Source organism: Paenarthrobacter sp. RAF54_2 (genome assembly GCF_052113945.1).
Taxonomy (GTDB): domain Bacteria; phylum Actinomycetota; class Actinomycetes; order Actinomycetales; family Micrococcaceae; genus Arthrobacter.
The window spans coordinates 41,644-62,140 of the sequence record NZ_JBFRDV010000037.1; the positions used below are offsets into that span (position 1 = coordinate 41,644).

The window sequence follows — 20,497 nt, forward strand, 5'->3', positions numbered from 1 at the left end:
GTAGCCGTGGTTGTTCCCAGGGCGCTCGGGCTTTCGCGCAGTTCACTGCGTGAAGCGGTAAAGGCGCTGGAGCTGATCCGAGTGCTCGACGTCCGCCGCGGCGATGGAACCTACGTCACCAGCCTTGACGCCAAGCTGCTCAACGAAGCTGTGGCTTTTGTGGTTGACCTGCATCAAGACCGCTCTATCCTGGAACTCTTTGAGGTCCGACGAATCCTGGAACCCGCCACCGCCCACCTCGCTGCCGGCAAGATTGGACCGGCCGAGCTCACGGCATTACGCGCCACCATGGATGGCATCGATGAAAACACCGACGTCGAAGAACTGGTTGCCCACGACCTCGAGTTCCACAGCATCATTACCGAAGCCGCTGGGAACGACTACCTTGGCAGCCTGTTGGAAGCCCTGTCCAGCAGCACCGTTCGTGCGCGGATTTGGCGCGGCCTGACGCAGGAAAAAGCCGTGGCGCACACCCTTGCCGAACACCGCGCGATCGCCGACGCCTTGGAACGCGGCGATGCCGAGCTGGTTCGGGCACTCGTGACAGTCCACATCAGCGGCGTGGAGAACTGGCTGCGGCAGGCGCTCTAATCCCTGGAAAGCGTAGTCCCTGGGAAGCCCTAATCCTGGGGAAGCGGCGTTACCGGTAGCCGGTAGGTACGAATGGCTGTCGCCTCAAGCACAGCATGCTGTTCCGGGACGCTCAGTGAAGACACGAGTTCCAACAACACATCCAGCGTCCTGCCGTAGGGCGCACCGAGGGTGCTCACTGGCCAGTCGCTGCCGATCATCAAGCGATAAGGGCCGCAGGCTTCCAGCGCTTCGTCGAACAGTGACCGCAACGAATCGGCGGAATACTCGACGCCCGGCAGGTGCAACCCGGACAATTTAGCCACAGTGTTGGGCAGCCGCCCGAGTTGTCGAAAATCAGAGCGCCAGGTGTCCATCGCGACCGAGTCCGCCAGGGGTGGCTTCCCGAGATGATCCAGGACCACAGTCAGCTCAGGAAGTTCGCGGGCAAGCCGGACGGTGGCGCCGAGGTGACGCGGGAAGGCATCGGGAACATCGAAGGCCAGGCCGCGTGCAGCAACCAAGGCCAGGGATTTCCGTACCGAAGGCAGGTTAAGGAAGTCATCGCGGGGATCGTCGTGCACCAAGTGCCGGACTCCCCTGAACATGGAATGCGCGGTGAACGCGTCCAGCTGCTCCGCAGCCAGGGTCGGCGAGTCCAGTTGGACCCACCCCACGACGCCGAGCACCCATGGATGGCGGGCGGCCACGCCGAGCATGCTCTGGGTATCGGCAAGCGTGTCGTCTGCCTGGACCAGCACGGCTCCCCTGATCCCAGCTGCTGCCAAGGCCTCGGCGGCCTCATCCTCCCCGAAGTTGCGGAACAGCGCGCCGTGCTGCGGGCCCAGCCACGAGTAGGGTCGGACACCTCCGGTTACAAAGGCATCCAGGTTCCACAGGTGCAGATGCGCGTCAATCACGCCCCAGAGCCTCCAACGCGTCCCACAATTCTTCCGGCACGGATTCCTGCATACGGTTGGCGTTCGAGGTGACTTGTTCAGGTTTGCTGGCTCCGACTGTCACATTCACCACGGCCGGATGCCGCAGCGGGAACTGGAGCGCCGCCGTCGGAAGTTCAACGCCGAAATCCCGGCAGACCGCAGCAAGCGCCCGCGCACGCTCAACCACTTCACGCGGGGCGCGGTCGTAGTTGTAATGCGCGTCGTCGGGCACTTCGGGACGAGCCAGCAGTCCGGAGTTGTAGACGCCAACATTTACGACGCCGGTGCGGCGCTCCACACACCGGTCAAGCAGCGGGACGCTGGGCTGCTCAAGCAGTGTGTAGCGGCCTGCGAGCATGACGAGGTCCAGGTCCGCGGCCTCGACACACTCCAAGGCTGCCTCCGCGGAGTTGGTGCCAACGCCAATGGCTTTGACCACCCCTTCTTCGCGCAGTTTCTCCAGCGCTGGAAGGGCCTGGGAGATCCCGGCCTGGAGATCGTGAACATCGGGATCGTGGAGGTACGCGATATCCACATGGTCCAAGGCCAGACGTTCCAGGGAATCCTCGATGCTACGGCGGATGCCGGCTTCGGTGAAATCCCACACCCGCCTGGTGGTGGCGGGGACGTCGAAGCCTTCGTCGTCCTTTACTGAACCGTCCTTTGCCGCGGCGCCGCCGGTGTTGGCTTCCAACAAGCGGCCCACTTTAGTGGAGATGACGAATTCGTCCCTGGGTTTGTCCCGGAGGACAGCGCCCAATCTCTGCTCAGACAAGCCCAGGCCATAGTGCGGTGCGGTATCGAAATAGCGAAAGCCGGAGTCCCAAGCGGCCAGGACAGTGGCCATGGCTTCCCCATCAGGGATGGCCTTGTACAGATTCCCGATGCCGGCCGCACCGAATCCGAGCCGGCCGAGGTTAAGTGGTTCCAGGTTCATGGCAGCTCCCATACTTTCTGGATACCCGAATCGTTCCCGGAGTAATCGTCCTGAACCTCAAGGAGTTCGGCCATCCGGGCTTGCCAAGGGACGTTCGCCGGATGATCCGCGAGCGCATGGCGCATGGCTTGGTAGTCCTCGACGTCCACCACGTGGAAAAGGTCCAGCCCGCTCCGCCAGATCCGCCAATTCCGCACGCCGGCTCCTTTAAGGGCTTCGACCAGTTCGGGTGGGATGTTCGCGTGGGCGTGGGCGTATTCCTCCTCGGTTCCGGGTTTGAGGCGGGTGTGGAGGGCGATGCTTTCAGTCATTGAAGTCCCCCGGCTTCAGGAACAGCTCAAGCACGGGCACAGCGACGTCGGGCCGCTGGACGGGGAGCTTGATGGTCAGCGTCCCGGCCGGCTGGCCGCCGGGGGTGATGTTGATGGCTTGCTGTCCGGGGTCACCTTCTTGCAGGAAGACTTCGGACGCATCGTTGAGGAGTTGGGCGTACTCCACCTTGCCAGCCAGGTCCGGGAGATGGACGTATTCAAAGGGCCAGGCGAAGAGGTGCACGTACAGCCGGTTCCCGCGCTGGGTGTAGCGGGTATCCGGTGGTGCTGTGAACTGCGAAGTTCCTGCACCATAAACCGAGCGGGAGTGCAGTTGCATCCATTCGCCGATCCCTTCGAGGGAGGCGAGCGCCCGGGGGTCGATGCTGCCGCGGCCTGTTGGGCCTACGTTGAGCAGAAGGTTTCCGCCCTTGGAGACGCCGTCCACCAGCATTCGGATCAGCAGGTCCACGGATTTGTAGTTGAGGTTGTCGCGGTCGTAACCCCAGCTGCCGTTCAACGTTTGGCAGGCTTCCCAGCTGACCGGGGCGCCGTCGACCATCATGGGACCTGCTGGCTGGTACTGCTCAGGGGTGACAAAGTCTCCGGGGATACCCAGGCGGTCGTTGACCACGAGGCCTGGCTGGAGTTCCCGCACTATGGCGAGCAGCGTTTCGGAGTCCCAGTCCTTGGCGCCTTTGGCGCCCCAGAAGCCGGCGTGTTCGTCTTCGTCGTAGGAGAAATCGAAGAACAGGTAGTCGATGGTGCCGTAGTTGCTGAGGAGCTCACGGACCTGGCCGTGCAGGTACTCGCGGTAGCGTGCCATATCGCGCCCGGCGTTGAGGCTTTCGACGTCGGTGATGTTGCGTTGCGGGTGCACGCCATCGATGGTGAAGTCGGGGTGGTGCCAGTCGATCAGCGAGTGGTAGAAGCCGACTTTGAGCCCTTCAGCCCGCAGCGCTTGAACGTAGGGTGCGATCAGGTCACGGCCGGCTGGCGTGTTGGTGGCTTTGTAGTCGGTCAGAGCGGAGTCCCACAGGCAGAAGCCGTCGTGATGCTTGGTGGTGAGGACCACGTACTTCATGCCGGCCTTACGCGCTGCGCGTGCCCACTCGTTTGGATCGTAGAGATCGGGGTCAAAGCGCCGGAAGTATTTGGAGTACTCCTCCACAGTGGTTTCCTCCCGGTTCATCACCCACTCGTGCCGGGCAGGCAGCGCGTAGAGGCCCCAATGGACAAACATGCCAAAGCGGGACTCTTCAAACCAAGGTGCGTGCTGGATCAACGGGATACCTTCCGTGTGCCGGGAGTTGGCGGTGCTTTTGGAGCGACAGGGCAGGATTGGGAGGGGCACTGAGGGGCACAGGCCCCACCCAATCCAGGCGTGATTCTATTCGTAGAGGTTGGGCTTAATGGTCTCGGAGTCGATGTTCTTTGAGTCGTACCAGTAGAAGCCCGTGTCGATCTTGCTCGGCAATTTCTCACCCTTGATGGCGGCAACGGCTGCCTTGACGGTTTCGTAGCCGATGCCGACCGGGTTCTGGGTGACGGCGCCCGCCATGAGTCCGGACTTGATGGCGTCGATTTGCGCCTTGCCGGAGTCGAATCCGACGATCGTCAGCTTGCCCTTGAGGCCGAGTTCTTCCACGGCCTTGACGACGCCGATTGCCGAGCCTTCGTTCGTTCCGTACATTCCTTTGAGGTTCGGGTTGGCGGTGATGATTGCCTTGGCTGCGTCTGCCGAGAGCAGCTGGTCGCCACCGGCGTACTGGATGGCGACGATCTTGACACCGGGGTTGTTCTTCTCGATGTATTCCTTGAAGCCGTCGCGGCGGTCGGTGCCGGACTTGGACGTCTGGTCGTGGCCGATGATGGCGATCTCGCCTGACCCGCCAATCAATTCAGCAAGGTGCTTGGCGGCCTCAGCTGCTGCAGCCTTGTTGTCCGTGGAGGCCGTGGTGGCCGGGATGGTGGAGTCGACGCCGGAGTCGAACGCAATGACGGGGATGTTCTTGCTCTTGGCTTGCTCCAGGAGGGGCGTGGCGGCCTGAGAGTCCAGCGCTGCGAAGCCGATAGCTGCAGGCGACTTGCCCAGGGCAGTGGTAAGCATCTGGATCTGCTGGTCAACGTCCTTCTCGGTGTTCGGGCCTTCAAAGGTGATATCGACGTTGAATTCCTTGGCAGCCTTGTCCGCGCCTTGCTTAACGGCCTGCCAGAACTGGTGCTGGAAACCTTTGGACACGACGGCGATGTACGGCTTGGCGCCGTCTGCTGCTGCTCCGCTGGCGCCGGCGGATCCGGCTGGTGCCTCACAGCCGGCAATAGCGACGGCACCGAGGGCGAGGCCGGTGAGGGTAAGAAAGGAACGGCGGTTGTGGATGGACTTGCTCACGATTGAAGACTCCCTTTTTCTGAGGATGCGTTCTGGAGAGGATGCATGTGGTTGGAGCGGAAGCGCAGCGGCTATTTGGCGGTCTCCTTCCTGCGCAGCATGTCCAGATAGACCGCTACGAGGATCACGACGCCGATTGCCACGTTCTGCCATTCCTGCGGCACGGAGATGATGCGCAGGCCGTTGGTCAGGACGGACATGATGAGGGCGCCGATCACTGTTCCGACGATGGAGCCTTTGCCTCCGGCCAGGGATGTCCCACCGATCACGACGGCGGCAATCGCCTGCAGCTCGTAGCCCATGCCTTGCCCCGGCTGGGCGGAGTTGAGGCGGGCTGCGATGATGACGCCGGCCAGGCCTGTGAAAGCTCCTGCAGCCGTGTAGATCCACAACTTCCAGTTGCGGACGTTGATGCCTGAAAGTGCCGTGGCTTCCTCGTTGGAGCCGATGGAAAAGGTGTAGCGGCCCAAGAGCGTCTTGCTCATGACAAGCCCTGCCAGTACGGCCACTGCGAAGAAGATGAATACCGCGTTGGGAACCACCAGGCCCGGGATGGGCTTGCCAAGGGCAAGGTTGGCGAAGCCTTCAGTGCTGGTGAAATAGATCGGCTTGGTTCCGGAGACTACCAGCGCCATTCCCTGTGCAACGAGCATGGTGGCCAGGGTGGCGATGAACGGTGGAATCTTCAGGAAGGAGATCAGGAACCCGTTGACGGCACCGATCACGGCTCCCATCAGGATGCCGCCAATGACGCCGGCCCACAGCGGCAGCCCGAGATAGGTCAGGATCACGCCTGTCATCACCGAGCACAGGCTCATGCCGGTACCGACGGAGAGATCAATGCCGCCGGTGATGATCACGAACGTTGCGCCGAGGGCCAGCAACCCGATCACCACTGTGGAGAGCAGGATGTCCGAAAGATTGCTCGGCACCAGGAATCGCGAGTTTATTGCGCCGAAAAAGATCACCAGGACAATGAGTGAACCGAAGGCCAGGAGCTGTTGAAGGGAGGAACGGAACCTCGTAGCGAGATCACGTACCGGCTTCTGTTCGGCGGGTCCGGGCTTTGTACCCTGGTTGCGGGACGCGGGGGTCTCTACAAGGCTCATGCTGTCATTGCTCCTGGTGTGGCGATGGCGCGGCGGGTGGCCAGCTCCATGATTTGTTCCTGGGTGGCTTCAGCGTTGCTGAGGAAGCCTGTGATCCGGCCTTCGGCCATGACGGCGATCCTGTGGGACATGCGCAGGATCTCGGGAAGCTCCGAGGAGATCATGATGATCGATTTCCCACCGGCGGCCAGTTCGTTAAGGAGCCTGTAAATTTCCTCCTTGGCACCCACGTCGATTCCTCGCGTGGGTTCATCAAAGATGAGAATGTCGCAATCCTTGACGAGCCACTTGGCGATCACGATCTTCTGCTGGTTGCCGCCGGAGAGATTGCGCGCCAGCTGGTGAATGGATGGCGTTTTGATCCGCAGCTTCCTGCTGTATTCCTCAGCGGTCCGGCGCAACGCGGAATCCTTGATGAACCCGCCCGGTGCATTCGCGGCGAGCGAAGAGAGCATGATGTTCTCCTTCACGTCCCGCTCAAGCATGAGGCCAAGATGCTTGCGGTCCTCGGACAGGTAGCCGATGCCCAGCTTCGCGGCAGCAGCAGGGTTCGGGATGACCGCATCAGCGCCGCGTACCTCTAGCCGGGCGAACGTGGCACGATCAGCGCCAACCAAGGCACGCGCCACTTCCGTCCGACCTGCTCCCATGAGCCCTGCGAAGCCAAGGATTTCGCCGCGTCGGAGGTCGAAGCCGACATCCCGCAGCAGGGTTCGCGTCGATAACCCCTCAACCGAAAGCACGACGTCGTTAGCCACCTCGGCGGGGACCGCCGTCGGACGCTGTTCTCCCGAAATCTGGCGCCCCACCATCAGGGAAATGACTTCCTTCATGGTGGTCTCCGCCGTGCTGACTGTGTCGACGTACTCGCCGTCGCGAATCACCGTGATGCGTTGTGAGATCTGCTTGAGTTCGTCCATGCGGTGCGAGATGTAGATGACGCCGGTGCCGGGAGAGATAAACCCACGAATGATCTGGTGCAGCGCTGCCACCTCGGCGTCATTCAAGGCTGCCGTCGGCTCGTCCATGATGATCACTTTGGAATCGTGGCTCAGTGCTTTCGCGATTTCGACCATCTGCTGCTTGGCCACCGTCAGCTGCCCCACCTTTTGACGGGGATTCAGCTGCAGGCCGATCCTGTCCAGCAGCTCCTGCGTCTGGTGGTTAAGGGCCCGCTCGTTCAGCACTCCGAAGCGCCGGGGTTCGCGGCCGATGAAAATGTTCTGCGCCACGGTGAGGTCCGGCATCAGGTTGAATTCCTGGTGGATGATGCTGATGCCCAGTTCCTGCGCGTGCTTGGGACTGTCCGGCACAAAGGCCGTACCGTTCAGCTCGAAAGTACCGCTGTCCGGTGTATAGATGCCCGACAGAAGCTTCATCAGCGTGGACTTTCCGGCACCGTTCTCTCCCACGAGCGCAAGGACTTCACCGTGGCGAAGCTCCAGTCCCATGTTGTTCAGGGCGCGGACTCCGGGAAAAGTCTTGCTGACTCCGTGGAGGGAGAGCAGTGGTGGTGCTTGCTGGGTCATGCGATCACTTCCTTGTGAGCGTGCACGTGCTGTCGCGGTACGTTATCGAGCCCAGACGGGGCCGTCGGGGAACGCGTATTCGGCCAGTGTTTCACGGACCATTTCGTTGCCCGCGCCAGGAGCCGACGGCGGCCAGTACACGCCGCTTCGGACATCCACGGGGGTGATGAAGTGCTCGTGCAGATGGTCCACGAACTCGATCATCCTGCCTTCTTTTGTCCCTGAAACGGCGACGAAGTCGAACATGGACAGGTGCTGAACGGCCTCGCACAGCCCCACACCACCGGCATGAGGGCAGACAGGCACACCGAACTTGGCAGCCAGCAGCAGAATGGCGATGTTCTCGTTGACTCCAGCTACCCGGGCTGCATCAATCTGCAGGACCTGGAGGGAACCGGCTTGAAGCATTTGCTTGAACATCACCCGGTTCTGGACGTGCTCCCCGGTGGCCACAGGGACAGGGTCCACACCGCGGGCAATGGCCGCGTGCCCCAGGACGTCGTCGGGACTGGTGGGTTCCTCGATCCAGGCGATGTCGTAAGGGGCCAGGTGGGCCATCCAATCGATGGCTTCCTGAACATCCCAGCGCTGGTTGGCGTCCACAGCGATCCTGATGTCCGGACCCACCGCCTCACGGGCAATTCCCACGCGCCGGATATCGTCCTCCAAAGAGGCGCCTACCTTGAGCTTGATCTGCGCAAACCCGTCGGCCACGGCTTCCTTGGCCAGGCGGGTCAGTTTCTCGTCGCTGTAACCCAGCCAGCCCGGCGTCGTGGTGTATGCGGGGTAGCCTTCAGCGCGAAGTGCCACTTTACGTACTTCCTTGCCCGCCTCCGCTGCGCGCAGGATCCCCAGCGCTTCATCCGGCGTGAGGGCATCGCTGAGGTATCTGAAGTCCACCAATGCCACGAGTTCCTCAGGACTCATGGCGGCGAGCAGTTCCCAGAGCGGCAAGCCCGCCCGCTTGGCCTTCAGATCCCAGAGGGCGTTCACCACCGCGCCGATCGCCATGTGCATGACGCCCTTCTCCGGGCCAAGCCATCGGAGTTGGGAATCGTGGGCCATCAGCTTCCACGTGGCGCCCATGTCTCCCAGGAGATCCTCCACATTTCGCCCCAGGATGTGGCCCCGAAGAGCGTCGAGGGCTGCCGTCTCAACCTCGTTTCCGCGCCCGATCGTGAACACAAAGCCGTGGCCTTCATGACCATCACCGGCATCGGTGCGAATGATCAGGTACGCCGCTGAATAGTCGGGGTCCGGGTTCATGGCGTCGGAGCCATCGAGGTCCTGCGAGGTGGGAAAGCGGATATCGAAAGTGTCCACTGCGGTAATGACGCTCATTGCGCTCCTTGCTTGGCAGCCGGTCTGTGATCTAGGTAGAGCTAAACATCCGATGTCTACCTTGTCAATGGGTCACATTTCCGTATTATGTAGTGAAACAGCACACTAGAGCTCGGATGTTAGTCCCAAACGCACGGAGGAAGCCATGACCTTGAAATTCGCCAGGCTGGGTACGGCCGGAAACGAACAACCGGCCGTCATCGCCCAGGACGCCGACGGCACAGAGAAATACTTCGATCTCTCGCCGCTGACCAACGACATCGACGGCGTTTTCCTCGCCTCGGGCGGCTTCACCCGCACCCGCGAAGCCCTGGAATCCGGGAAACTTCCTGAAATCTCCGCGGACGGGGTGCGCATCGGAGCGCCCGTGGCCCGTCCAGGCTCCGTCATCTGCATTGGCCTGAATTACACCGCGCACGCCGCCGAATCCGGGGCCACGCCGCCCGAGGTACCGGTGGTTTTCCTGAAGCCGTCCAACACCATCAGCGGTCCTTTCGACGCTGCCCCCATCCCCCCGTCGTCGGAAAAGTATGACTGGGAAGTGGAATTGGCATTAGTGGTCGGCAAGGAAGCGTCCTACCTTTCCTCTCTGGACGAGGCCGAAGCATGCATCGCCGGCTACGCAGTGGCCAACGACCTCTCCGAGCGCGACTACCAGATCCCCGGAGCCGCGGGACAATGGACCAAGGGCAAGTCACTCCCCGCCTCCACTCCCCTGGGCCCGTGGCTGGTTCCCGCATCTGAGGTGGATGCCAGCAACCTCCGGCTGAGGACCTCGGTGAACGGCGAAGCCCGCCAAGACTCGAACACTTCGGACATGATTTTCGATCCCGCCACGATCGTTCACCACCTCAGCCAGTACATGGTCCTGGAGCCTGGCGACGTCATCATCACCGGCACACCCGAGGGTGTGGCCCTGTCTGGTCGATTCCCCTACATCCAGCCCGGCGACGTGGTGGAGCTGGAGATTGACGGCCTGGGACGCCAGCGGCAGGAATACTACCGCGCGCAGGCCGGGACCGTTTCCGCCGCCCCCGCCCACGTCAACGCATGATGGCATCCCCAGTGGGCCAGGAATTCGAAGGCCTGGCAGCACTCGTGACCGGCGGGGCCTCCGGAATTGGTGCGGCCATCGCGGACCGGCTCGCCGCCGGCGGCGCGCAGGTTGCCGTCCTGGACCTGACACCGGACACCAGCCCGCACTTCGGCGTGGAATGCAACGTGGCCGATGACGCCTCGGTGCGCACCGCCGTCGAGAGTGTTGTCAAGGAGTTCGGTCGCCTTGACATCGTGGTCAACAACGCCGGCATTGGCGCCCAAGGTGACATCGCCGCGAACGACGACGACGAGTGGCTCCGGGTGCTGAACATCAACGTCGTAGGAATTGCGCGCGTCAGCCGTGCTGCCCTGCCGTACCTGCGCGAGTCGCCGGCCGCTTCGATCGTGAATACCTGCTCAATCGCCGCGACCGCCGGGCTTCCCCAGCGGGCCCTGTACTCGGCGTCCAAGGGCGCAGTGCTGTCGTTGACGCTTGCCATGGCTGCCGACCACGTTCGCGAGGGCATCCGCGTGAACTGCGTAAATCCAGGCACTGTGGACACGCCCTGGGTGGGCCGCCTCCTGGATTCCGCCGCTGACCCGGCAGCTGAGCGCGCCGCACTCAATGCCCGTCAACCACACGGCCGGATGGTGGACCCGGCCGAGGTTGCAGGCGCGGTGGCCTACCTCGCGAGCCCACTGTCCGGTTCGACGTCGGGAACCTCACTGGCCGTCGACGGCGGCATGCAGGGATTGCGGCTAAGGCCGGTTCAGTAGGGGCTGGTTTGGTTGGGGCTGCTTTGGTGGCGTTTCAGTAGAGCCCGTTGAAGATGTTCCAGCCCCAACCGACAGTCTCAACGCCTTTCCAGCCCCCGCGGCCATCGCCGTAGTACATCACCAGATCGCCAGCCGCATTCACCCCATGGATATCGTTGAAACCGTCCCGGTTGAAGTCGCCAGCACTGCCGATCATTGTCAAGGCATTCCAGCCCTGCCCGATCTGGCGAGCGGTGGTCCAGCCGCCGTGGCCGTCGCCGCCGTAGAAGTAGAGCCTCCCGGTCTTGTCCTTGGCCAGCACATCCACGTTGCCGTCGCCGTCCCAGTCCCCGGGGCCGATCAGGAGGTCCATGACGTCCCAGCCGTGGCCGACCTTTTCCCGAGCACCCCAGCCGCCGAACGGCTGGGAAGGGAAGACGAAAAGATCGCCAGTTGCGTCGCTGGCCAGCAGATCGTTAGGTCCATCCCCGTTCCAGTCACCGGGCCCAATCGCGTTGTCCATGGCGCTCCACTCCCAGGTGCCCTTGGCGTTATCAGTGTGGAATCCGCCGTCGCCTGTTCCCGGGAACCGGTAGAGCGTCCCCGAGGTGTTCTCGACCATCAGATCGGCAATGCCGTCGTGGGTCAGATCGCCCCCGGCAATGAACCTGGTAAACAGTCCCCATCCCGGGCCTACCCGACGGCTTTCCTTCCATCCCTTTGATGTGTCCTTGCCGAGGTACAGCATGAGCGTCCCGTCATGGGTTCTGCCCAGCAGTTCGAAGACTCCGCGCCCCGTGAATCCTGCAGCCCGCAGTGGTTCTTTCTCTACCACTGCGGTTTCCTGCGTCACCACTTTCCGGCCGGCGCATGCGGCAGGCGAGCCGCTGGCCACCGCGGAGATCCGACCGCCGAGGTCGTCCAATTCCACGACATGGAGGTACGGGCTAAAACGGGGATCCGGTGCGATCGGTTCCCCGTCGCGAAGCCACTGAATGGAGTACCCAGGGTCCCCGTTTCCGCCGCAGCCTTCGAAGTACTCCTGGGCCCCATCCACGATCAACACCGCGCCCACGATCGGGTTGCCCGATATTTCCACGTCCGGCACCTCTGCTGCGGACGCGGCCGGACCCGTTGCAGAAAATGCGAGCGCCAGAGCCAGCAGCACTGCTTTTGCGATTGACTTGCTTCTCGACACGTTGCCCCCGACTAGTAGAGCCCATTGAAGATGTTCCAGCCCCAACCGACAGTCTCAACACCCTTCCAGCCCCCGCGACCATCGCCGTAGTACATCACCAGATCGCCAGCGGCGTTCACGCCGTGGACATCGTTGAAACCGTCGCGGTTGAAATCGCCAGCACTGCCGACCATCGTCAAGGCGTTCCAGCCCTGGCCGATCTGCCGCACAGTGGTCCAGCCGCCGTGGCCATCCCCGCCGTAGAAGTAGAGCCTCCCGCTCTTGTCCTTGGCGAGGACGTCCACTTTGCCGTCGCCGTCCCAGTCCCCAGGCCCGATCAGGAGGTCCATGACGTCCCAGCCATGGCCGACGTAAACTCCCGGCTTGATGACTCGCTCAAAACCTGAAGGGTAGAGGTAAAGATCGCCATTGGCCTCACTGGCGAGGAGGTCATTCAGGCCATCGCCATCGAAGTCGCCGGGTCCCAGCACTTTGTCGAAGGCATTCCACCCCGGTCCAAAGCCATAGTCGATTCCGGGATCCTGATAAGTGTGGAAGCCGCCGTCGCCGGTGCCATTGAACTGGAACATCCTCCCCTCAGTGTTCTGCGTGAGGAGGTCGTTGACACCATCGGCCCCAAAATCGCCGGCCCCGATGATTTTGCTGAAGCCTTCCCAGCCTGGCCCAACCTGCCGCACGTCCTTCCAACCCTTTGCGTTGTCCTGTCCGAGGTACAGCATCAGGGTCCCGTCAGGCTTGCGTGCCATGACCTCAAAGGCGTTCCTGCCCGTGAAGCCCTCGGCCCTCATGGGTTCCTTCCTGATGGGGTCCGATGGAGGCGTGGTTACTGTCCGATCGGCACAGTTCACGGGCGATCCCGTGACGACTGCAGAAATACGGTGACCGAGATCAGGGGTTCTCAAACGATACAAATACGGGTTCTCCGGTGGAACAACAGGAACGGGCACGCCGTCCCTCAGCCATTGAATTGTCATGTCGGGCTTCCAACTTCCGCTGCAGCCCTCGAAGTAGTTGGACCCGGCCACCGACAGATACGAACCCACAATGGTTCGCCCATCAAGGTGGACGTCATCAGGATCGATGGCCATTGCGGCGGGGGCCACTGCCGAAACCGCAAGTAGCACCGCCAAGAGCCCCGCAGCGCTTGCACGCCGGAAGCTGTCATTTTTCCATGAGATCATGCCCACATTTCTCCCAGCTCTTGCAACTACAGCCGGACAGCTTCCTTAGTAGAGCCCGTTGAAACCGCCCCAGCCGCGGCCCACTGTCTCCACGCCTTTCCACCCGCCACGACCATCGCCGTAGTACATCAACAGATCACCGGCAGCATTTACGCCGTGGACATCACTGAACCCATCGTGGTTGAAATCCCCGACACTTCCGATTTTGGACAAGGCATTCCAGCCTTGCCCTACCTGCCTCGGCGTGATCCATCCGCCGCGGCCATTGCCGCCATACAGGAACAGCCGGCCGTCCTTGTCCTTCGCCATGACATCTACGTTGCCGTCACCGTTGAAGTCTCCCGGCGCGAAAATCAAGTCCATCGTGCCCCAGCCTTGGCCGACTTTTACCCGCGGACTCCACGAACTTCTGTCAACCCTGGGGTATAGATAGAGGTCTCCCTTGGCGTCGCTCGCCAAAAGGTCGTTCAGTCCATCTCCATCGAAATCCCCGGGACCCACCACCTTATCCATCGCATTCCATCCTGAGCCGACGACATTTCGATAGTGGGCGGTGAACGCGCCGTCACCATAACCTTCGTACTGAACGAGGGCGCCTGAGAGGTCCGTAGCCAGGATGTCGTTGAGGCCATCCGCGGTGATGTCTCCTGGGGCGATAATTCTCGTAAAGGACTCCCAGCCCGGCCCGATTCGCAGGACGCTCTTCCAGCCTTGCGACGCGTCCTGGCCCAGATACGAAAACAGCACCCCATCCGAGCGGCGGGCCTCCAATTCAAAGGCACCCCGGCCCGTGAAGCCCTCGGCCCGTGACGGTTCTTTCCGGATCACCCTTGGATCGTCCACCCGGACGGGCGGGCACTCCTGAGCACCGCTGACAACCGCCGAGATCCTGGTTCCAACATCATCAATGGTCAGTGCATGGAGCGCTGGGGAATACCCAGGACTGGGCCCCACCGGCTTACCGTCCCGCAGCCACTGGACGGTGTAGTTCACCTGCGGGTTTGGATCGCATGCAATGAAGTAGTCGTAGGCTCGCTCGACGGAGAGCGCCGCACCCACAATGTTGGGGCCATAAATGACAAGGTCGTCGGCATCGACAGCGTTCGCCGCTGGCGCCAAGGACGTGCCGATAAGCAAGGCAGCCAGCACGCCGGCCGCGCCGCCTTTCAAGAATGATCTCCCAGAAAACAAGCCCACGATTCTCCCTCGTAACGCGCGCCACAACCGGTCTGTTGCGCCCATCCTAGGTGGCACGTACGACGCCGGGACGAAAGCGGGTGCCGACAGGCCGCCGTCGTGGGTTTGCGCCGTAACGCAACGGGCCCGCAACGTACTGGACGGGTGGTTCCCCTATGCTCAACTCCAAGGAATCAACGGCGATCCACCAGCACACCCAGGAGAAACCCCATGACCAACTGGCGCATCAGGGACTTCCATTCGTCCGATCTTGACGGCATCCTGCACCTCTGGGAGTCACTCAAGGCTGATGGCGTAGAGCCCGTGTACGCACTCTCTGAGGTGCTTGCCTCGTGCGAAAAGGACCACGCCGTGGTGGCCGTCCAAGGCGACCAAGTAGTTGGCGCCGCCGTTGGACGTGCGGCCCATGACCAAGGCTGGGTCGTTTTCCTCGCGACGCTGACGGAGTTCCGTGGCAGGGGCATCGGCACTTCGCTGCTGTCCGCCGTCGAGAACCGCATGGCTCCGCATGGCCTCAACAAGCTGTCCGCGCTCATGCCGGAAACCGAGACGCGCGTTGAAGCGTTCCTTGGCCGCGGCTTTGTGGTGAAGAAGAACCTGCGCTACTTCGAGCGAACCATCCCTGTGCAACGCCAGGAACTGGAACCCCTTAGCTTGCTGGGTGGCCGGATCCTGGCCCGTGACCTGTGGGAAAACGTGGCGGGCATGAAGCGCGAGAAGGAACTGTTGGAACGCCGTCTGGTTCTCCCGCTGGCTGAGGCCGACCTCGCCGACGAGTACGGTGTGGTGCCGCCGCGCGCCGTCGTGCTTTTTGGTCCTCCGGGCACGGGAAAGACCACGTTCGCCAAGGCCATAGCGTCGCGGCTCGAGTGGCCGTTCGTGGAGGTGTTCCCGTCCCGCCTGGCGTCAGACCCCAAGGGCCTGGCCGGGGCGCTGCGGGAGACATTCCTGGAAATCGCCGAGCTGGAACACGCCGTGGTGTTCATCGACGAAGTGGAGGAGATCGCCTCGCAGCGGGCTGGCGATCCGCCGTCGCCATTGCAGGGCGTCACTAACGAGCTCCTCAAGATCATCCCGGCGTTCCGCGAACAGCCCGGACGTCTCCTGGTCTGCGCCACCAACTTCATCCGCGCCCTGGACACAGCTTTCCTGCGCCATGGCCGGTTCGATTACGTCATCCCCATCGGCCTGCCGGACGTCCACGCGCGAGAGGCAATGTGGCAGCGGTTCATCCCCGCCACCGTGGTGGACGACGTCGACATCGCTCAGTTGGTGGAGCGCACCCAGGGCTTCTCGCCGGCGGACATCGAGTTCGCGGCACGCAGCGCCTCACAGCGTGCCTTGGAAAAGGCCGTGTACGACGACGCCGCTACTTCGGGTGCATCGTCCACAGTCTCGTCGAACGGACGGAAGGGCCCTGTCACACAGGACTACCTCGACGCCATCGCCGATACCCGGACGACCGTGAGTGACGAGGTGTACCAGGAGTTCCTCGAAGACATCGATGTGCTGGGCCGCGTGTAGGGGTTCCGTCCGCGGGACCAAGTGCACCGGTAATCTTTGACCCATGTCCACAAATCCCCTGCGCCATGCGCTGTCCCGGATGGGCGGCCGCGATCCTCACGAGAAGCATCGCACGGCCACTCCGCTGGAGCTGTTCTTCGACCTGACGTTTGTCATTGCCTTCGGCGTCGCCGGTAGCCAATTCGCCCATGCTGTGGCGGAGGCACATTTCTGGCCGGGGCTCCTGGCATTCGCGTTCGCCATGTTCGCAACTATCTGGGCGTGGATCAATTTCACGTGGTTCGCCAGCGCCTACGACACCGATGACTGGGTGTTCCGCGTCGTAACCATGGTCCAAATGGTGGGTGTGCTCATCCTGGCCATGGGCATTGAGCCGTTGTTCCACTCGATCATCGAAGGCAAGCACGTGGACAACGTGGCCATGGTGCTCGGCTACATCATCATGCGAGTGGCGCTGATCTTCCAGTGGCTGCGCGCTGCCCGCCAGGACCCAGCACGCCGTGAAACGTGCTTGCGGTATGCAAAGTACGTTGCAGTGGTGCAAGTCGGCTGGGTGGGGGTCCTTTTGATCGATGCGAGCGTGGCCACCACCTTCCTCATGGCAGCCCCGTTGTTCATCCTGGAGATGGCGGCGCCGTACTTCGCGGAACGGAACATCCGCACCCCGTGGCACGCCCATCACATCGCAGAACGCTACGGGCTCCTGGCCATCATTGCGTTGGGCGAATGTTTGATCGGCGCGATTGAAACGCTGCGCGCGATCGTTGCCCTCCACGGCTGGACCTTGGATGCTGCGCTGGTTGGTTTGAGCGGGACAGGGCTGGCCTTTGCCCTGTGGTGGATTTACTTCATCCTGCCCTCGGGCCCGGCCCTCCACGTGCAACGGCACCGCTCATGGATATTCGGATACGGGCACCTTCCCCTTTTCGCAGCCATCGCCGCCACCGGCGCCGGACTTCACGTTGCCGCCTACTTCATTGATGATGAAGCCCACATCCCGGCGGCCGCCGCAGTTGCCTCGATCGCCATTCCGGTCATCCTGTTCAAGGTCTCGCTCAGCACCCTTTACGGCATCATGCTTGGGCTGGAGCGCAGCCACCTTTGGGGCACTACCTCGGTAGTGCTTGGCCTCGCCGCGAGTATCGCCATGGCGGCCGCGGGCGCATCCGTGCCTGTGTGCATGCTGGAAATGATGGTGGTGCTGGGCCTCTCGATCCTTTTCGATGAACGCCAGGGCCACAAGGGTCGGGCAGCAGCGCTGCGTCGACTGGAGGCGGCGACCGGTTAGGCGCCCATGAAACTCGGTACGTTCGTGCCGGTTCTCATCGTAAATGCCCTTGATTTGGCTTTGCATAGGGGTGCAAACTAAGGAATCGGCACGTTCGTACCGATTCCTACCAAGGGAGGACCGCGTGGCAGCCACCAACCTTATGGCAACTTTGGGCTCTGAAGTACGCGCCCGCCGTGCATCGTTAAGCCTGAGCCAACAGGACCTTGCCGACCTCGCCGGCGTTTCCGAACGGTTTGTCCGATTCGTGGAAACAGGCAAGAGCACAGTCCAGCTTGAGCCACTTTTGGCCGTACTCGACACCCTCGGCCTGGAACTTTCCCTCCGTCAAGCTGGCCTGCCCGCGGCTTCTGAGATAGCTTCTGAGTCAGCACCATGACCTTCCACCGCATCGCCGACGTCTACAAGCAGGGCATCCTGGCGGCGCGCCTCGAACGCCATGAGGGCGGCACCAAGTTCAGCTACCTCCAGCGGTACCTCGACGCCGGCCTACCCGCCGTGGCAACGACGCTTCCCGTGAGTGCCGATCCTGTTTTCACGCCCAGCGGTGCAGTACCGGCCTACTTCACCGGCCTGCTGCCTGAGGGCCGGCGACTCAACTCGCTACGACGCAGCGTCAAGGCAAGCGCGGACGACGAACTCGCCCTCCTCATGGCGGCGGGTGGCGATGCAGTGGGCGATGTCCAGACGGTCCCCCACGGCGAGGCTCTGGCGGAAGGGGGCACCGCCGTCGTGCTTGACTCAAAACTGCCGCTGGACTTTGATGCGTTGCTGGGCGATTCCGGATTGATCGATCCCGTAGCGCTGGCGGGTGTGCAGGACAAGTTATCTGCCGGAATGATTTCCCTCCCCGTGGCGCAGGCGGGCAAGCGCTACATCCTTAAGCTCAACGCTCCGGAGTTCCCATCAGTGGTGGAAAACGAGTTCCTGATGTTCCGTTATGCGCGACGGCTGCGGATTCCGGTGAGCAACGTGCAGTTGGTGCACGACGTCGGCGGCCGGGCGGGGCTTCTGGTGGAGCGTTTTGACCGGGTCACCGCTGCCGACGGCTCGCCTCTGCGTCTGGCTGTGGAGGACGGCGCCCAGATCCTTGGGCTGTACCCGGCGGACAAATACAGCGTTCCGTTCAGCGAAGTCTGTTCAGCGCTGGCCGGGCATTGCCCTGCACGCCTTCCAGCAGTGCGCAATCTGGTCATCCAACTCGCGTTTGCCTGGCTGACGGGGAACGGGGACCTGCACGCCAAGAACGTTTCCATGGTGGAGGCGCCTGGAGTTCTTGGCGTCCGCGAATTCACCATCGCCCCGGTCTACGACATTCCCTCCACAGTGGTCTACGGCGACAAGACGCTGGCATTGGCCGTCGGCGGGAAGAAGACCGGCATCTCACGCAAGCACTTCCTCGCCTGGGCCGCGAAGCTTGGGCTGACTGAACGGGCGGCCCAGCATTCAGTGGACATCGCCCTCAAGGCAACCGGCTCCTTGATCAGCGACCTCGACGGCGGCGCCTCACCGTTCGCGGCAAGGCAAACCAAGGAATGGATCAAGGAGCTCAAACATCGTCGGCGCCTACTGGAGGGCTGACCCGTCGTGGCTACTCAGGGCAGGCTTGGTCAGGAACGATGTCGTCGAGCTCCGGAAGTAGATACGGGTTTACCCTCTGCAGGATCAACTCCACTTCTTCCCGCGGCACGGCGTTGTAAAGCACCGGACGGGCGTCGGCGTAGCGGGTCATGGGCGGCTTGTCGGGCCATTTCTCAGCCAGAGCCTGGACTCGTTCCGGCAGGGAATTATGGGCATTATCGGCAATTTTGACCAAGGTGGCATCGTGATCCTCGGCCACAAACCGGATCCCTGCTTCATAATCGTCGGGGTCGTCGTGGAAGCGGCGTGTGACACGTTCAATGATCGCAAGGGCGCGCTCGGAGACCCCCATATCCAACAAGGCTTGCCTCGTAATGGGAGTATCCTCGGCGATGTCGTGAAGGTAGCCCGCAATCTGGATGTCCTCGTCGAAGTCGGCGAGCGCGTCCCCCACCGCCAGGACATGCTCCCGATAAGGGCGCTTAAGCTTGTCCTTTTGGCGATTGTGGGCCACCTCGGCGAGTATCTTCGCCGTCTCAACGGTGAAGCGTGGTTCGGTCATGCTGGCCTCCGGATTGATGTAGGCACCGAACATGGATCGGACCTTTCTTCAGGCTATCCGCAAAGTCGTGCGCGCCGCCTATCCGGGCACCGTAACCACTCCTGCACAGGCGCTATTCCTGCCCTGGTACTACTCAACTCCTGAACAGCGACTACTCCTGAACAGCACGGGCGGCGATGCCCACAGCGAGCGCCCTCGGCACTCGCTGCGCGAGACCGGCGGCGATGCGGTTGGCCCAGCCGGACACAACACTTGCCGGCGTTCCGGGCCGGTCCAGCGCTTTAAGCGCTGTTTGCACAACCTGCGCTGAGGTTCGCATCCGCCCGACTGCCGCGGATTCGCTGCCGAGGACATCGAAGAACTCGGTGCGGGTGGCGCCCGGGCAGAGGGCAAGCACACGAAGTCCGGAGCTCTTGGCCTCGTGGGCAACGGCCTCGGTGAAGCTGAGGACGAATGCCTTGGTGGCCCCGTAGACGGCCATGCCAGGGATCGGCTGGAACGCGGCGGTGCTGGCGACATTCACCAGCGCACCCTTGCCCGAGGAGAGCATGCCCGGCATGAAGGCCCGGGTGATATCCACCAAGGCAGCCACATTGAGTGCGATCTCGGAAGCGATGACCTCAGGGTCTTCCTCCACCAAGGCGGCGCGGGTTCCGAAGCCTGCATTGTTGATGAGGGTGTCCACGGTGATTCCGCGCTTGGTCATTTCGTCCACGAGTTCCTTGCCAACACCAGGACGGCCCAAGTCCATGGGAAGCACGGTGACGGCTACGCCGTGCTCGGCGCGCAATTTCCCGGCCAGTTCTTCAAGGCGATCTGCGCGGCGGGCCACGAGGATCAAGTTGGAACCTCGGGCGGCGAAGCGGCTTGCGAATTCAGCGCCAAGCCCGGAGCTTGCGCCTGTGATCAATGCAGTAGTACCCGAATAGGTCATGGTCATGGCAATTCCAATCTGTAAACGCCGACGCCGGATGAATCCCGTCGACTCGATGTAGTCAATGCCAACATCGTAGGCACTGTCTACATTGTTGTCAATGACTAC

General features: G+C 62.4%; 20 protein-coding genes. 7 read left to right on the forward strand and 13 right to left on the reverse strand.

Going from position 1 to position 20,497, the window contains the following annotated elements; all coding sequences use genetic code 11:
- Positions 1–6: 6 nt before the first annotated feature.
- Positions 7–591, forward strand: coding sequence for a FadR/GntR family transcriptional regulator (locus tag AB4Y87_RS24335; RefSeq protein ID WP_442006799.1), 585 nt, complete (start codon positions 7–9; stop codon positions 589–591).
- Positions 592–620: 29 nt separating this feature from the next.
- Here the strand turns inward: AB4Y87_RS24335 and AB4Y87_RS24340 are convergent, their stop codons facing one another.
- The 8 genes from AB4Y87_RS24340 to AB4Y87_RS24375 form a co-directional block, all read right to left on the reverse strand.
- The gene (locus AB4Y87_RS24340; protein ID WP_442006800.1) at positions 621–1,490 is read right to left on the reverse strand and encodes an amidohydrolase family protein; all 870 of its coding nucleotides are present in this window, start codon (positions 1,488–1,490) and stop codon (positions 621–623) included.
- Positions 1,483–2,460, reverse strand: coding sequence for an aldo/keto reductase (locus tag AB4Y87_RS24345; RefSeq protein WP_442006801.1), 978 nt, complete (start codon positions 2,458–2,460; stop codon positions 1,483–1,485). Before AB4Y87_RS24345 ends, AB4Y87_RS24340 begins: the two co-directional genes overlap by 8 nt.
- The gene (locus AB4Y87_RS24350; protein WP_442006802.1) at positions 2,445–2,759 is read right to left on the reverse strand and encodes an L-rhamnose mutarotase; all 315 of its coding nucleotides are present in this window, start codon (positions 2,757–2,759) and stop codon (positions 2,445–2,447) included. Before AB4Y87_RS24350 ends, AB4Y87_RS24345 begins: the two co-directional genes overlap by 16 nt.
- Positions 2,752–4,044 (reverse strand): alpha-L-fucosidase, encoded by a 1,293-nt coding sequence (locus tag AB4Y87_RS24355; RefSeq protein ID WP_442006803.1) that lies wholly within the window; start codon positions 4,042–4,044, stop codon positions 2,752–2,754. Before AB4Y87_RS24355 ends, AB4Y87_RS24350 begins: the two co-directional genes overlap by 8 nt.
- Positions 4,045–4,149: 105 nt before the next feature.
- Positions 4,150–5,151 (reverse strand): ABC transporter substrate-binding protein, encoded by a 1,002-nt coding sequence (locus tag AB4Y87_RS24360; RefSeq protein WP_442006804.1) that lies wholly within the window; start codon positions 5,149–5,151, stop codon positions 4,150–4,152.
- Positions 5,152–5,222: 71 nt separating this feature from the next.
- Positions 5,223–6,260 carry an ABC transporter permease gene (locus tag AB4Y87_RS24365; protein WP_442006805.1) on the reverse strand — a complete coding sequence of 346 codons (1,038 nt, stop codon included), beginning with the start codon at positions 6,258–6,260 and terminating at the stop codon, positions 5,223–5,225.
- Positions 6,257–7,789: a sugar ABC transporter ATP-binding protein gene (locus AB4Y87_RS24370; protein WP_442006806.1), complete on the reverse strand. Its 1,533-nt coding sequence runs from the start codon at positions 7,787–7,789 to the stop codon at positions 6,257–6,259. Before AB4Y87_RS24370 ends, AB4Y87_RS24365 begins: the two co-directional genes overlap by 4 nt.
- Positions 7,790–7,831: 42 nt before the next feature.
- Positions 7,832–9,130, reverse strand: a complete 1,299-nt coding sequence (locus AB4Y87_RS24375) for an L-fuconate dehydratase (protein ID WP_442006807.1) — start codon at positions 9,128–9,130, stop codon at positions 7,832–7,834.
- Positions 9,131–9,275: 145 nt separating this feature from the next.
- Between AB4Y87_RS24375 and AB4Y87_RS24380 the strand changes: the two genes are divergently transcribed.
- A complete protein-coding gene (locus AB4Y87_RS24380) occupies positions 9,276–10,184 on the forward strand; it encodes a fumarylacetoacetate hydrolase family protein (protein WP_442006808.1) in 909 nt (302 codons plus the stop codon).
- Positions 10,184–10,945: an SDR family NAD(P)-dependent oxidoreductase gene (locus tag AB4Y87_RS24385; protein ID WP_442006833.1), complete on the forward strand. Its 762-nt coding sequence runs from the start codon at positions 10,184–10,186 to the stop codon at positions 10,943–10,945. Before AB4Y87_RS24380 ends, AB4Y87_RS24385 begins: the two co-directional genes overlap by 1 nt.
- A gap of 34 nt (positions 10,946–10,979) precedes the next feature.
- Here the strand turns inward: AB4Y87_RS24385 and AB4Y87_RS24390 are convergent, their stop codons facing one another.
- Genes AB4Y87_RS24390 through AB4Y87_RS24400 form a run of 3 tightly spaced genes read right to left on the reverse strand, consistent with a single transcriptional unit; the run spans position 10,980 to position 14,473 of the window.
- Positions 10,980–12,122, reverse strand: a complete 1,143-nt coding sequence (locus tag AB4Y87_RS24390) for an FG-GAP-like repeat-containing protein (RefSeq protein WP_442006809.1) — start codon at positions 12,120–12,122, stop codon at positions 10,980–10,982.
- An 11-nt stretch (positions 12,123–12,133) separates the two neighbouring features.
- Positions 12,134–13,303 (reverse strand): FG-GAP repeat domain-containing protein, encoded by a 1,170-nt coding sequence (locus tag AB4Y87_RS24395; protein ID WP_442006810.1) that lies wholly within the window; start codon positions 13,301–13,303, stop codon positions 12,134–12,136.
- Between the two features lie 45 nt (positions 13,304–13,348).
- On the reverse strand, positions 13,349–14,473 hold the full coding sequence (locus AB4Y87_RS24400) for an FG-GAP repeat domain-containing protein (RefSeq protein WP_442006811.1): 1,125 nt from the start codon (positions 14,471–14,473) through the stop codon (positions 13,349–13,351).
- A 237-nt stretch (positions 14,474–14,710) separates the two neighbouring features.
- Between AB4Y87_RS24400 and AB4Y87_RS24405 the strand changes: the two genes are divergently transcribed.
- The 4 genes from AB4Y87_RS24405 (at position 14,711) to AB4Y87_RS24420 (ending at position 18,893) form a co-directional block, all read left to right on the forward strand.
- Positions 14,711–16,024, forward strand: coding sequence for an ATP-binding protein (locus tag AB4Y87_RS24405; protein ID WP_442006812.1), 1,314 nt, complete (start codon positions 14,711–14,713; stop codon positions 16,022–16,024).
- A 43-nt stretch (positions 16,025–16,067) separates the two neighbouring features.
- Positions 16,068–17,312, forward strand: a complete 1,245-nt coding sequence (locus AB4Y87_RS24410; RefSeq protein WP_442006813.1) for a low temperature requirement protein A — start codon at positions 16,068–16,070, stop codon at positions 17,310–17,312.
- Positions 17,313–17,436: 124 nt separating this feature from the next.
- Positions 17,437–17,691: a helix-turn-helix transcriptional regulator gene (locus AB4Y87_RS24415; protein ID WP_442006814.1), complete on the forward strand. Its 255-nt coding sequence runs from the start codon at positions 17,437–17,439 to the stop codon at positions 17,689–17,691.
- Positions 17,688–18,893, forward strand: coding sequence for a type II toxin-antitoxin system HipA family toxin (locus AB4Y87_RS24420; protein ID WP_442006815.1), 1,206 nt, complete (start codon positions 17,688–17,690; stop codon positions 18,891–18,893). Before AB4Y87_RS24415 ends, AB4Y87_RS24420 begins: the two co-directional genes overlap by 4 nt.
- Before the next feature lie 10 nt (positions 18,894–18,903).
- Here AB4Y87_RS24420 and AB4Y87_RS24425 read toward each other — a convergent pair whose 3' ends face one another.
- Positions 18,904–19,455 carry an HD domain-containing protein gene (locus AB4Y87_RS24425; protein ID WP_442006816.1) on the reverse strand — a complete coding sequence of 184 codons (552 nt, stop codon included), beginning with the start codon at positions 19,453–19,455 and terminating at the stop codon, positions 18,904–18,906.
- A gap of 151 nt (positions 19,456–19,606) precedes the next feature.
- On the reverse strand, positions 19,607–20,395 hold the full coding sequence (locus AB4Y87_RS24430) for an SDR family NAD(P)-dependent oxidoreductase (protein ID WP_442006817.1): 789 nt from the start codon (positions 20,393–20,395) through the stop codon (positions 19,607–19,609).
- Positions 20,396–20,497 lie beyond the last annotated feature (102 nt).

Excerpts from the sequence above, each read along its gene's own strand:
- AB4Y87_RS24345 (WP_442006801.1), bottom strand. The coding sequence starts at position 2,460 with ATGGGAGCTGCCATGAACCTGGAACCACTTAACCTCGGCCGGCTCGGA.
- AB4Y87_RS24350 (WP_442006802.1), bottom strand. The coding sequence starts at position 2,759 with ATGACTGAAAGCATCGCCCTCCACACCCGCCTCAAACCCGGAACCGAG.
- AB4Y87_RS24365 (WP_442006805.1), bottom strand. The coding sequence starts at position 6,260 with ATGAGCCTTGTAGAGACCCCCGCGTCCCGCAACCAGGGTACAAAGCCC.
- AB4Y87_RS24370 (WP_442006806.1), bottom strand. The coding sequence starts at position 7,789 with ATGACCCAGCAAGCACCACCACTGCTCTCCCTCCACGGAGTCAGCAAG.
- AB4Y87_RS24375 (WP_442006807.1), bottom strand. The coding sequence starts at position 9,130 with ATGAGCGTCATTACCGCAGTGGACACTTTCGATATCCGCTTTCCCACC.
- AB4Y87_RS24380 (WP_442006808.1), top strand. The coding sequence starts at position 9,276 with ATGACCTTGAAATTCGCCAGGCTGGGTACGGCCGGAAACGAACAACCG.
- AB4Y87_RS24385 (WP_442006833.1), top strand. The coding sequence starts at position 10,184 with ATGGCATCCCCAGTGGGCCAGGAATTCGAAGGCCTGGCAGCACTCGTG.
- AB4Y87_RS24395 (WP_442006810.1), bottom strand. The coding sequence starts at position 13,303 with ATGATCTCATGGAAAAATGACAGCTTCCGGCGTGCAAGCGCTGCGGGG.
- AB4Y87_RS24405 (WP_442006812.1), top strand. The coding sequence starts at position 14,711 with ATGACCAACTGGCGCATCAGGGACTTCCATTCGTCCGATCTTGACGGC.
- AB4Y87_RS24410 (WP_442006813.1), top strand. The coding sequence starts at position 16,068 with ATGTCCACAAATCCCCTGCGCCATGCGCTGTCCCGGATGGGCGGCCGC.
- AB4Y87_RS24420 (WP_442006815.1), top strand. The coding sequence starts at position 17,688 with ATGACCTTCCACCGCATCGCCGACGTCTACAAGCAGGGCATCCTGGCG.
- AB4Y87_RS24425 (WP_442006816.1), bottom strand. The coding sequence starts at position 19,455 with ATGACCGAACCACGCTTCACCGTTGAGACGGCGAAGATACTCGCCGAG.
- AB4Y87_RS24430 (WP_442006817.1), bottom strand. The coding sequence starts at position 20,395 with ATGACCATGACCTATTCGGGTACTACTGCATTGATCACAGGCGCAAGC.